The organism is Parablautia sp. Marseille-Q6255 (genome assembly GCF_951230155.1).
Classification (GTDB): Bacteria; Bacillota; Clostridia; order Lachnospirales; family Lachnospiraceae; genus Choladousia.
In genome coordinates, this window is record NZ_CATNVD010000002.1 from 14,013 (window position 1) to 25,721 (window position 11,709).

Annotated in this window: 11 protein-coding genes; 6 read left to right on the forward strand and 5 right to left on the reverse strand. The window is 52.3% G+C overall.

Annotation, left to right across the window (positions count from 1 at the left end):
- Nucleotides 1-17 precede the first annotated feature (17 nt).
- From QOX44_RS02175 to QOX44_RS02185, 3 genes are all read right to left on the reverse strand, one after another.
- Entirely contained in the window at nucleotides 18-2,303 is a 2,286-nt protein-coding gene (locus QOX44_RS02175) for a xanthine dehydrogenase family protein molybdopterin-binding subunit (RefSeq protein WP_283681036.1), read from the reverse strand.
- Nucleotides 2,300-2,767: a (2Fe-2S)-binding protein gene (locus QOX44_RS02180; protein ID WP_283681037.1), complete on the reverse strand. Its 468-nt coding sequence runs from the start codon at nucleotides 2,765-2,767 to the stop codon at nucleotides 2,300-2,302. Before QOX44_RS02180 ends, QOX44_RS02175 begins: the two co-directional genes overlap by 4 nt.
- A gap of 69 nt (nucleotides 2,768-2,836) precedes the next feature.
- Nucleotides 2,837-3,661: an FAD binding domain-containing protein gene (locus QOX44_RS02185; RefSeq protein WP_283681038.1), complete on the reverse strand. Its 825-nt coding sequence runs from the start codon at nucleotides 3,659-3,661 to the stop codon at nucleotides 2,837-2,839.
- 201 nt (nucleotides 3,662-3,862) lie between these two features.
- Here QOX44_RS02185 and QOX44_RS02190 point away from each other — a divergent pair, with 201 nt between their 5' ends.
- From QOX44_RS02190 to QOX44_RS02210, 5 genes are read left to right on the forward strand one after another with little or no spacing between them, the layout of a single operon-like run.
- Nucleotides 3,863-4,876: an ABC transporter substrate-binding protein gene (locus QOX44_RS02190; RefSeq protein ID WP_283681039.1), complete on the forward strand. Its 1,014-nt coding sequence runs from the start codon at nucleotides 3,863-3,865 to the stop codon at nucleotides 4,874-4,876.
- Between the two features lie 30 nt (nucleotides 4,877-4,906).
- Nucleotides 4,907-5,911, forward strand: coding sequence for a FecCD family ABC transporter permease (locus QOX44_RS02195; RefSeq protein ID WP_283681041.1), 1,005 nt, complete (start codon nucleotides 4,907-4,909; stop codon nucleotides 5,909-5,911).
- Nucleotides 5,902-6,705, forward strand: a complete 804-nt coding sequence (locus QOX44_RS02200) for an ABC transporter ATP-binding protein (RefSeq protein ID WP_283681042.1) — start codon at nucleotides 5,902-5,904, stop codon at nucleotides 6,703-6,705. Before QOX44_RS02195 ends, QOX44_RS02200 begins: the two co-directional genes overlap by 10 nt.
- 34 nt (nucleotides 6,706-6,739) lie before the next feature.
- On the forward strand, nucleotides 6,740-7,105 hold the full coding sequence (locus tag QOX44_RS02205) for a winged helix-turn-helix domain-containing protein (RefSeq protein WP_283681043.1): 366 nt from the start codon (nucleotides 6,740-6,742) through the stop codon (nucleotides 7,103-7,105).
- Complete coding sequence (locus tag QOX44_RS02210; protein ID WP_283681044.1) at nucleotides 7,008-8,210, forward strand: NTP transferase domain-containing protein; 1,203 nt, start codon at nucleotides 7,008-7,010, stop codon at nucleotides 8,208-8,210. Before QOX44_RS02205 ends, QOX44_RS02210 begins: the two co-directional genes overlap by 98 nt.
- 17 nt (nucleotides 8,211-8,227) lie before the next feature.
- Here QOX44_RS02210 and QOX44_RS02215 read toward each other — a convergent pair whose 3' ends face one another.
- Nucleotides 8,228-9,625, reverse strand: coding sequence for a uracil-xanthine permease family protein (locus QOX44_RS02215; protein ID WP_283681045.1), 1,398 nt, complete (start codon nucleotides 9,623-9,625; stop codon nucleotides 8,228-8,230).
- Between the two features lie 154 nt (nucleotides 9,626-9,779).
- Here QOX44_RS02215 and QOX44_RS02220 point away from each other — a divergent pair, with 154 nt between their 5' ends.
- Nucleotides 9,780-10,490, forward strand: a complete 711-nt coding sequence (locus QOX44_RS02220) for an anaerobic ribonucleoside-triphosphate reductase activating protein (RefSeq protein WP_283681046.1) — start codon at nucleotides 9,780-9,782, stop codon at nucleotides 10,488-10,490.
- Nucleotides 10,491-10,531: 41 nt separating this feature from the next.
- On the opposite strand, the gene QOX44_RS02225 is transcribed toward QOX44_RS02220, so the two are convergent.
- Nucleotides 10,532-11,647 (reverse strand): hypothetical protein, encoded by a 1,116-nt coding sequence (locus tag QOX44_RS02225; protein WP_283681048.1) that lies wholly within the window; start codon nucleotides 11,645-11,647, stop codon nucleotides 10,532-10,534.
- Between the last annotated feature and the right edge of the window lie 62 nt (nucleotides 11,648-11,709).

Here is an 11,709-nt window from a genome sequence, read left to right on the forward strand (position 1 = left end):
TGTTTCCTCCTTTGTGCTTATTCCTGCTGATGCAGCCGCCCGAGTACGATTTTCTCCGGTGTGATCGGCAGCTCCCGGAACCACAGTCCTGTCGCGTTGTGTACGGCTGCTGTGACTGCCGGAAGCGGCGTATTGATCACGACTTCTCCGATCGACTTTGCTCCAAATGGACCAAGGTCTTCGTAGCTGCTCTCAAATTCCACCTGGATGTGGCCGATGTCCTGACGTGTCGGGATCTTGTACTGCATCAGTGAATTCTCCAGAACACGCCCGTTTTTGTAAGTAATATCCTCTGTAAGCGTCATGCCGATCCCCTGAAGGATCCCTCCCTCTGCCTGCACCCGCGCCAGATTCGGATTGACCGGTGTGCCGCAGTCCACTGCCGCCGCATACTGGATCACCTCAACTGCTCCTGTCTCCAGATCAACCTCCACCTCTGCTGCTCCTGCCATAAACGGAGGCGGGGAGGTTTTTGAGGAGTGGGTCCGGGTCGCCTCAAGAGCGATCGTGTTTCCGCACTGGGAAGCCGTCGCGATCTCTTTTCGGCTGATACTCTGACCCGTTTTCTCACAGATCACGGAGGTTCCGTCAAATATGACGCTGTCTGCATCACAGCCAAGAAGCCGGGCGCCAAGCGTGCAGATCTTGTCGCGCAGCTCAAGCGCCGCCTGTTCCACCGCCTTTCCGGTCACGTATGTGGTACTGGACGCATAAGAGCCGGAATCATACGGTGAAGCATCCGTATCTGCCCCGAATACCGTCACGTCATCCATCTCGCATTCCAGTACTTCTGCGGCGATCTGGGCAAGTATCGTATCACACCCGGTCCCCATATCCGCAGCGCCGATCCTCAGCGTATAAAACCCTTCGTCATTTACTTTCAGCGCAGCGGAACCAACATCCACTCCTGAAATACCGGAACCCTGCATAGCCAGCCCGATGCCGACGCCCCGCACCTTTCCATTGCCCATATCGCGGCATGGATATTTGTCATCCCAGCCGATCATCTCTTTTACACGCGCAATACAGCGGTCAAGGGCGCAGCTCGTATTTACTTCCCCGTAATACGCCGGCATGACATCGCCCTCATGTATAATATTTTGTTCCCGCAGCACGATCGGATCCATATCAAGCAGCTGGGCAAGCTCATTGACTGTTGTCTCTACTGCAAACAGACCCTGTGTCGCACCGTAGCCGCGGTATGCTCCTGCAGACATTTCATTCGTATAGACTACATCGCTGATAAAGCGGAATGCCTCTGTCTTACCATACAGAGGGATCGATTTATGTCCGGTAAGACCGACTGTTGTCGGGCCATGCTCTCCATAAGCGCCCGTATTGGAGAGGGTATACAGATCAATTGCCCGGATGCGGCCATCCTTCATTGCACCCAGACGTACATGCAGCTCCATCTCATGGCGCGGAGAAGAGGCGGTCTGCGTCTCCTTCCGGCTGTAGATCAGCTTGCACGGCTTCTTTGTCTTCCAAGTCACAAAGGCAGGGTAGATCTCGATCACGGCTGTCTGCTTTGCGCCAAAGCCGCCGCCGATCCGTGTCTTTTCCACGCGTACCTTTGACTTCGGGATGCCCAGTGCCTTCGCCACGATACGGCGGCAGTGGAATACGATCTGCGTCGAGCTTACGATATGCAGTCTGCCGTATGTGTCTATAGAGCAAAAGGTACGAAAGGTCTCCATCATCGCCTGCTGGTTTGCCTTTGTATGGAAGGTACGGTCCAGCACAACGTCACAATCTGCCAGAACAGCTTCCACATCCCCCTCGCCGCATTCGTCATGCGCGCACAGATTTCTTTTATTGTCTGCTCCCACCGGGCAGAGTGCTTCCCAGTTATCCTCCGGGTGCACCAGGATCGGATTATCCTTCGCTGTACGGAAGTCCAGCACTGCGTCCAGTACCTGATATTTTACTTTGATCATCCGCAGTGCACGGTCTACACATTTCTCATCCCTGCCTGCCACGATCGCAACCGGATCACCGACAAAACGCACATGGCGGTCCAGCACAAGGCGATCCTGCGGACTTGGCTCCGGATAGGTCTGTCCCGCCAGAGTAAAGCGCGGTCCATCCTGCGGCACATCCTGCCAGGTAAAAACAGCCTCAATGCCCGGTACCTTTTTTGCTGCATCCGTCCGGATCTCCTCGACCCAGGCATTCGGGTGCGGAGAACGCAGCAGCTTTACGATCAGACAATTATCAGGTGCCACATCATTCACATACACCGGCTGTCCGGTCAAAAGCTGCATGGCATCTTTTTTTCGAATTGGCTGATTCACTGTCCTCATGATGCTCCCCCCTTCTTTTTCCACTCCAGAAATTTCTGTATCCCGCGAAGCTGCCCCTCATATCCGGAGCAGCGGCAGAGATTTCCTGCCAGATATTCCCGGATCTCTTCCTCGTCCGGATCTGGATTTTCACGGAAAAGTGCAAGTGCATTCATGACAAAGCCAGGATTACAGAATCCACACTGCTCTGCTCCCTGATCTGCAATAAATGCTCCAAACTCCTTTGCCTCCTCCTGCAGTCCCTCCAGCGTTGTCACACAATGTCCGTCTGCGCGGGCGGCAGGTACTGAGCAGGAAAGCACCGGCTTTCCGTCCAGAAATACCGTACAGAGCCCGCAATTGGATGTCTCGCACCCCCGCTTTACGCTGAGGCAGCCCTGCGACCGGACAAAATCGATCAACAGCATATCCGGCGCGATCTCCGCCTGTACTTTTTTTTCATTTAATGTAAGTGAAAGAAGCATAATATCCTCCTGTATTTTTCTATTTATCTATATTGCATCCGTGCGCATTTTGATCTGGCAATCCAGTCATTACAGCGCAAGACATGCACGCTTTACCAGCACCCGGATAAGCTCCTGCCGGTATTCCGCACTTGCGCGCAGATTGGTTCCAACCGCCACCGCGCCTGCCGCATACTCGCCAAGCGCCTTTGCCTGCTCCGGGGTAATTTTCCCTCCCTCGCTGATCGTCTCCAGGACTCCGTCCGGAAGTCCTGCATCCGCCGCATTCTTCGCATCTGTCACCAGCTGTACCGCGCGCATCGGTCTTGCGCCTATGCTGATAAAAAGCCGCCCATCTATACGGCCTGCTGCCACGGCAAGCACCGGAAAATCAGTCTTTGTATTTCTCATCGACTGGTAAGCAAAGCTGCCCGGCCTTTTTCGGATGATGATACGGACCAGGATATCACGGTCCCGTTTCCGGCTGACAAACTCAGACATCGGTATCACGCCGCCTTTATAAAGCTCCACATAACTGTCCAGCGCAAGCATCATGGTAAGCACATCAGAAAATCCGAACCGCCCGAATATGCTTCCTCCCACGGTAGCCGTATTTCTAAACTGAACTCCGACAATATGACGCACAGATTCACAGATCGCCCCGTTGGTGTATGCGTTCAGACCTTCGTGTTTTTCGAGCTGCCGTAAAGTTACCATACATCCGATACGAAATTCTTCCTCTGTTTCTTCTATTGTATCAAGACCGAGGTCCGACAGATCAATGACTGTTCCGACACTGCGGTGTCCCATCTTAACCCACAGCATCCCGCCGATCAGCAGATTGCTGCGCTTCTGATTGAGCTGCCACGCTTCCTCGAGCGTCGCTGCTTTTTTGTATTCTTTACAGGTGAACATACTTTCCCTCCCTGGTTCCCTCGACTGACATCCGCCACGGGCAGATACCATTTTTCTTTTATTTTCTACTGTCGTTTTCAGTATATCAAAAGATTGCAAAAAGTCCAATCATCTGATAAAATATGCGTTGTAGTTTTAAAAATATAACGGAATTATACAAGTGCGCAGGAAGATCTCCTGCCTGAAAAGGAGTACAAGTTTATGAATCATTTATTTTCAGTTGTTTCTGCAGCGCTTCTTTGCACATCACTCGGGCTTTCTCCGCTGAGCGCCTGTGCCAAAGAAGTCGCCTATCCGCTCACGGTCACTGATCAGCTCGGCAGAGAGGTGACGATTGAACAGGAGCCGGAGACACTTGTCAGCGGATATTATATTTCTACCAGCCTGCTCGTCGCGCTTGGCCTGGAGGATCAGCTTGTCGGCATTGAAGCAAAGGCTGACACACGCCCGATTTATTCACTCGCCGCACCGCAGCTTCTGGAGCTCCCAAATGTCGGCACTGCAAAGGAATTTGATCTGGAGGGCTGCGCTGCGCTTGCGCCTGACCTCGTGATCATTCCCGCAAAATTAAAAGAACAGATCCCCGCAATGGAGGAACTCGGTCTCACAGTACTGGCTGTAAATCCCGAGGATGATGCGCTGCTTACACAGTCTTTGCAGCTGCTTGGTGAAGTGACAAATACACAGGAGCGGGCTGCTTCTCTGGAAGCATATTATGATCAGAAAAAAGAAGAACTGACAAAAGCACTTGCCGGTACAGATACACCGTCTGTCTATCTGGCGGGTACGGGATCTGTCCTCACCGCTGCCGGGAGCGGCATGTACCAGAACAGTGTGATCGAGCAGGCAGGCGGAGTAAATGCCGCTGCAAAGATCGAAGACGCCTCATGGACGGATATTTCCTACGAGCAGCTTCTCGCCTGGGACCCTGAAGTGATCCTGATCGCGGCAGAAGCCGATTATACGGCAGAAGATGTGAAAAAGGATGAAACGCTCGCTTCTGTCACTGCTGTGGCAAACGGCGCCGTCTACCAGTTCCTGGATACATTTGAGCCATGGGATTCTCCTGTACCCGGCTGTATTCTCGGTTCTCTGTGGGCAGCTTCTACGCTCCACCCGCAGCAGTATGCGCCGGAGACATTCCAGAAAGATGTGACTGACTTTTATGAAACCTTTTATGATTTTACACCAGATCTGTCTGCACTTGGCAAATAAAAGATCTGCTTCGTATAAAGAGGGATAATTTTGCACGTACAACCTATATTACCAACGAGAAAGTCAAACGGCAGGCTCCTGCTCCTGGCAGCTCTCCTCTTTACAGGAGCTGCCTTTTTCCTCTCTTTATGTACCGGACACTACCCGCTGACGCTCCAGGCTCTGCTTGACAGGGAAGCGTCCGCAGTCCATGTATTCCTGACCCTGCGCCTTCCCAGGACCGTCATGGCGCTCATCACCGGATGCGGACTCGGTGCAGCAGGAATGATCTATCAGATGGTCTTTAAAAATCCTCTGGCGGCCCCTGATATTATCGGTGTCTCCTCCGGGGCAAGTACCGGAGCAGCTGCAGCTATTTTGTTTTTGCATGCCTCCTCTGCCGGTATTACCACTTTTGCATTTGTCGGCGGGCTGACTGCGGTGTGCTTATCGCTGCTGCTGTCCCGTCTGTCCGCCGAGAGAAACCTTTCTTCTCTTATCCTTTCGGGGATCGCTGTCAATGCGCTGGCTCAGGCGGCTTTGATGGCACTGAAATTTACTGCCGACCCGGAAAAGGAGCTGGCGTCGATCGAATACTGGATCATGGGCAGTCTCGGAAGCGTCACGGCCTCCCGCCTCCCGCTTCCTCTTGTCCTTGTTTTTTCCGGTATTGCCGTACTTGCCGTTTTTTATCGGCAGTTTCTGTTCCTTACCCTTGATGAGGAGGAAGCCCGGATGCTCGGAACACCGGTCACTTTGCTGCGGCTTCTCGCTTTAGCCGTAGCCACACTGATCGTTGCTGCCATCGTCAGCATCACAGGGATCATCAGCTTTGTCGGACTGCTTGCGCCACACACAGCCAGGCTTCTTACAAAAAATTACCGGCTTTCGACCTTTTTGCTCTCCGGGATCCTTGGCGGTGCGCTTCTGCTCACCGCAGATATCGTTGCGCGCAGCGCCGCCGCAGGAGAGATCCCTGTCAGTATTTTAACCTCTCTTCTGGGAGCTCCGTTTTTACTGTGGCTCGTATGGAAAGGAGAAAAAACGTGGACTTAAAAGTAACTGATTTTTCTGCCGGATACAACTATAATATGGTAGTAAATAATATTTCTTTTTTTCTTCCATCCGGCACACTCACGGCTCTGGTCGGTCCAAACGGCTGCGGAAAAACAACACTCCTGAAGGGGCTCTGTCATCTGATCCCTCACACCGGGACAGCGATCCTGCATCCCGGTCAAAAACAGCTGCCTGAAGTTGATCTTTCCCGGTATCCGTCCCGAAAGCTCGCGCGTTATATCAGCTATATCCCGCAAAGAAGCGGCATCCATATCCCGCTGCGCGCTCTGGACGTTGTACTGATGGGGTTCCAGCCGTTTCTTCCGCTGCTTTCCTCCCCCGGCAAAACACATATCCGCAAGGCCCTGACCGCCCTGGCCTGTGTGGGGATGGAGGACTGTACCTTCGCTGATTTTCAGACCCTGAGTGAGGGACAAAAGCAGCTGTGCGTTCTGGCGCGCGCGCTGGTACAAAATACACAGCTTCTTTTATTTGATGAGCCGGACAGTGCGCTGGACTTTCCCAACCGTCACAAAATCCTTCACACCATCCGCCAAACTCTCTGTCATAAACAAAAGACCGGATTACTGGTCCTTCATGATCTCAGTATAGCGCTTGATTACTGCGACCAGCTGATCCTGATGAAGGACGGGGGACTTGCAGCGCTCCTGTACCCGCAGACAGAGCCGCCAGAAGAGCTTTCCCGGAAGCTTTCCGGCGTATACGGTCCGGTCAGAGTATTCCGGCGTGACGGGCACTGCTTTCTTCTGCCCTGCCCGGTCACTGATATTTGATTCTTTTACAGAAAAAGCAAAGATTGGAGAACGTATGCAGCCAATGATCCATACCTTCCTCTGTGATGACAACGGCAGTCGTTTTTTTGGCGAGGGACCATACCGTCTCCTGACAGGAATCGAGGAGCACGGCTCCCTCCGTCAGGCTGCCGTCCATATGGGAATGGCATATACTAAAGCATTAAAAATCATTCAACATGCCGAGGACGTCCTCGGCTATACGCTGATCGAACGAAAAACAGGCGGCCGGGGCGGCGGTGGAAGCCGTCTGACCGCCCAGGCAAAGGAGCTGATACACCAATATGAACAGTACAAAGCAGCCTGCCATGCGGCTGGACGCAAACTCTTTGATGAATATTTTCCGCAGCAGCGGCAAACGCCATCTGATCCTGACCGGTGAGCGCGGAAGCGGCAAAACCACAGCATTAAAGGAACTGCTTTCTCTGAGCGATCCTTCCTTTTTTACAAATACCGCCTCATCCGTTACAGCATCTCCTGCCAGGGTTCTTCCGGGCTTTACCACGTATGCTGTGCGGCCGGAGGCAGCCGCTTTGGACCGTCCTTTCCGGCCTGTCCCGTCCTGCATCCGTCTCAGAGACAACACAACCGGTCAGGAGACAGTGATCGGAATACCACGCAATCACAGAATGGGTCCGGTTCCGGAAGGATTTCTGACGATCGGCATGGAAGCCCTCTCGCATGCCCTGCATGCCCCGGATGATTTTGTCTGTCTGGATGAGATCGGTTTCCTGGAAGAGAGCTGTCCGCGATTTTGCGCCGCCATCGAAGAACTCTTTGAAAAAAAGCGGGTTCTGGCAGTGCTGCGCGCTCAGCCGCTCCCGTTTTTAGAAAAGCTGAAAAACCGCCCGGATGTATTTGTTGTTTCATGCAATTATCCAATACCTTCCTCCGCCGGGATCGGCGCCGTCCTGATGGCATCCGGCGAAAGCCGCCGCTTTGGGACAAATAAGCTTCTCTCTGATTTTCATTGCAGACCGCTGATACAGTATGCACTTGATGCCATTGCTGATCTCAAAAAAAACGGGCTTCTTTGCGCTTCAGTTACTGTCACGCGTTCACCCGACACGGCAGCCCTTTGCAGCACGCAGCATGTCCCTTGCGTCCTCCACACAGAACCGCTTTTAAGCGATACGGTACGGATCGGTCTGGACGCCTTGCCCGCCTTATCTGCCTGTCTGTTTTTGACTGGCGATCAGCCGCTTCTTACTGTACAAAGTATAAAAGCGCTGATCTTCGCATTCTGCAAAGATCAACGCTTTATTTACCGCCTGTCTTACCGGGGAAAACCAGGGAGCCCTGTGCTGTTTCCCGCCGCCTTTTTTCAGGAGCTTTCTCAGCTTCCCCCCGGAACCGGTGGAAGCGCTGTCATGCAGCGTCATCCAGACCGCGTGCGCCATGTGGAATGTGCACATCCTGGGGAGCTCCTTGATGCCGATACCCCGGAAGCTCTTGATCAGCTAAAGACTCTCGCCTCTTTCTTCTAGGATACAGCCTCCTGCTGTCACGCCTTTTCTTTTGGAAGGACGATATTAAGCAGGATCGACACGAAAGCTGCCGGCACGATACCTGAACCGCCAAAGATCAACTGGATCCACTGCGGCGTTGCATTGAGGATCGTGCTGTTCGCACCCATTCCATATCCAATACCAAGCGCTACAGATACGATCGTCAGGCTTCTCGGCGTAAGCTTTTCACGGGTGATCAGCTGGATACCGCTCAGTACAATAGAGGAAAACATCATAACTGCAGCTCCTCCAAGTACAGACTGCGGCATAATAGACACCAGTGCTCCAAGCTTTGGAACCAGACCGCACAGAACGAGGAAAATCGCTCCCGACGCGAGCGCTATCCGGTTTACTACCTTTGTCATGGACACAAGACCTACATTCTGGCTGAAGGACGTATTCGCGAGTACACCGAAAAATGCTGCAAACGTAGATCCCAGACCATCACAGATCACGCCTCCGGAAAGCTCCTCGTCTGTCGCCTCCCGATCCATACCGCCTTCGATCACACCGGAAATATCACCTACCGTCTCTACCGCAGTCACGATAAACATGATCATAACCGGGACAATCGCTCTCCAGTCAAACACAATTTTTACCGGCATCAGCTTCGGTACCGCAAACCAGGACGCCTCTGCGACCTTGTCCCAGTTGAGCACCCACGCCTTCGTATACTCCACGCCGTCCGCAGTCACGCCAGTGTGCGGCAGGACAAGTCCCATGATAAAAGCTGCCGCATATCCGACCAGAATACCAATCAGGATAGACGATGAACTCGTCATTCCCGTTGTTCCATGCTTCAGTGCGATGATCACTACAAGCACCAGCAGGCCGAGCAGCAGGTTTTCTATAGAGCCATAGTCATTTGCCGTATTTCCGCCTCCAAAGGAGCTGATCCCGACCGAGATCAGGGACAGACCGATTGAAAGTACGATCGTACCTGTCACAACAGGCGGGAAAAACCTGCGCAGCGGCTTCAACAAAAATCCAAGCACCGTCTCAAACAGACCGCCGATCACAGATGCTCCCATGATCGCTCCATAGGTCAGCACACCGCCTCCCATTGTCGCAACAACACTGTTAAAGACACCGATAAATCCGGAGCTTGTTCCCATAATGATCGGCACCTTTCCACCGACCGGACCGATCGCATACAGCTGGACGAGTGTTACCACACCTGCAACAAACATCGCATTCTGTAAAAGAGCGACCTGAAGATCAGCAAACTCACCGCCGCTTCCCATTCCACATGCTCCTGTGATGATCAGCAGCGGCGTCAGATTCCCCACAAACATCGCAAGCACATGCTGCAGCCCAAGTGGGATCGCCTGTCTCAGCGGAAGCTTACCTTCAAACACATAAGCTTCTTTTGACAATTCATTTGTGTTTTTCATACGTTTCTCCCTCTCTTCAAAATTGTACATTAAGCTTCGCGCGTCAAAGTATACCATAATCTCTCTTTTTTTTGCAACGTTTTCTCCGTGCTTTTTTTCTGTTTTTGAAGTATACTTTAATTAATGTTATTAAATTAGAAAGAAGGAATATCTCTTGAAAATCCTCGGTCTGCAAAAATTGACGCTGCTGGATTATCCCGGCTATGTTGCTGCCATTATATTTCTTGGCGGATGTAATCTTCGCTGTCCATTCTGTCAGAACAGCTCTCTTGTCCTTACTCCCGACAGCCTCCCCGAGATCAGCCATGACGAATTTATGAGTTTTCTGAAAAAACGTTCCGGCATCCTGGAAGGAGTCTGCATTACAGGTGGCGAGCCAACACTGCATGCTCAGCTTCCTGATCTGATCCGGGACATTCGCAATGCCGGATATCTGGTAAAGCTCGATACGAATGGCTCAAACCCTGAAATGCTTCAGTTTCTGCTCAAAGAAGGTATGATCGACTACGCCGCAATGGATATAAAAGCAGGTCCCGCGCATTATGCAAAGGTCTGCGGCCTTTCCGAAGAAAAAACTGCAGACCTTCTTGAAAAAGTAGATCAGTCCATTAAACTTTTAAAAAACAGTGCGATCCCTTACGAATTTCGCACAACTGCAGTCAGGGGACTGCACGATGACTCCGATTTTTTGGAAATCCGCGAATGGATCAGCGGCTGCAAATATTATTATCTGCAAAATTTCCGCGACTGTCCGGAGGTGCTCCTGCCAGATCATTCCTTTTCTGCATTTTCGCAAAAGGAAATGGAACATTTTCTCGAGCTTGTGCAGCTTCGCATACCGGAGGCGGCTCTGCGCGGAATCTGACCTGCCAGACGGCCGGCTGTTTTTCTCAAACGCTGCTGTTTTTACTCATTATCCTCCGTATCTCTGCAAAGCGGCTTGCACCAGTAGCCAAAGATCCTGCCACAGCCGCAGACGCCGGGCAGCTTAAAGTCCTGAAAACCAAACAGCTGTGCCATATACTGTTCCTGCGGATTCTGCATTCCGGGGACACCAAGCACATACCCGCCTGAGTCTGTCATTGCCAGCAGCAAATGCCGGTACTGATGGAACGCATGCTGCAAAAAGCTGCTGCGCCCGACCTTCCATCCCTCCTGCTGCAGCCGTACAATATCGCATGGCCTGATCATTACACAGCAGGTAAATTCCGTATTTCCTCTCTGTTCTAATGGCTGACGTTTCTGAAAAAGCTCCTTGATGACGCGATCCGCACTCTTTGGAAATGCGGTCCGGATCTCCTGCACTGCGTTGCTTCCGGCTTCCAAAGCTTCGCGCATATCAGCTTCTCCTGTTTCTTGCGCCATTTCCGGCAACTGCGCCCCTTCTGTTATCTGAGGCTGCTCGGCTGCCCGGATCGCATCCTGCTCTTCTGGATTGTCTGTGACATCTATTTCCCGCGGTTGCTCCGGCTGCTCGTTTTCCATAGGATCAGCTTCTAATGGCTCTTGCTCTGGCTGCCGTTTTTTTGGATGCTCCGGCCTGGGCTGCTCATCATTCGGCTGTCTTTCTTCTGGCTGTCTTACTTCCGGTTGTCTTTCTTCTGGTTGTCTTTCTTCCGGCTGTTTTTCTTCCGGAAGCTCCAGCACCAAACGCTCGATTTCTACCGGCTCATCATCCCAGACCGTCAGAAAACACCGTTCCTCTCCACTTCGTATCCAGATCCCTGCCAGATCCTTCAGCCTGTAGTTTCTGGCGACCGGCGTATCTACACGATAGGCCCATTCCTCTGCCTTCTCCTGTCCGGGACGCATTGTTCCCATCGGCAGCCCCAGCAGATAACCTCTCTCCCGCACAAATCCATAGACCTGGACCGGCGGCTCAGGCGGTACCTCAGTCATCAGCCGAAACAGGATCCGCCACATCCCGCTGCGCAGCTCTACCTTTGCAAATCCTGCATTTTTCTGTTTTTTCCCATTTATGTACTCATAGAAATAAGCAATAAACCGTTTATACTCCGGCATAATTTCCCCACATCCTTTTCTGTTCAGAACATTATATGCCGGAGGTTATCCGATTATCACTC

Excerpts from the sequence above, each read along its gene's own strand:
- QOX44_RS02175 (WP_283681036.1), bottom strand. The coding sequence starts at position 2,303 with ATGAGGACAGTGAATCAGCCAATTCGAAAAAAAGATGCCATGCAGCTT.
- QOX44_RS02205 (WP_283681043.1), top strand. The coding sequence starts at position 6,740 with ATGCAGCCAATGATCCATACCTTCCTCTGTGATGACAACGGCAGTCGT.
- QOX44_RS02225 (WP_283681048.1), bottom strand. The coding sequence starts at position 11,647 with ATGCCGGAGTATAAACGGTTTATTGCTTATTTCTATGAGTACATAAAT.
- QOX44_RS02210 (WP_283681044.1), top strand. The coding sequence starts at position 7,008 with ATGAACAGTACAAAGCAGCCTGCCATGCGGCTGGACGCAAACTCTTTG.
- QOX44_RS02190 (WP_283681039.1), top strand. The coding sequence starts at position 3,863 with ATGAATCATTTATTTTCAGTTGTTTCTGCAGCGCTTCTTTGCACATCA.
- QOX44_RS02185 (WP_283681038.1), bottom strand. The coding sequence starts at position 3,661 with ATGTTCACCTGTAAAGAATACAAAAAAGCAGCGACGCTCGAGGAAGCG.
- QOX44_RS02215 (WP_283681045.1), bottom strand. The coding sequence starts at position 9,625 with ATGAAAAACACAAATGAATTGTCAAAAGAAGCTTATGTGTTTGAAGGT.
- QOX44_RS02180 (WP_283681037.1), bottom strand. The coding sequence starts at position 2,767 with ATGCTTCTTTCACTTACATTAAATGAAAAAAAAGTACAGGCGGAGATC.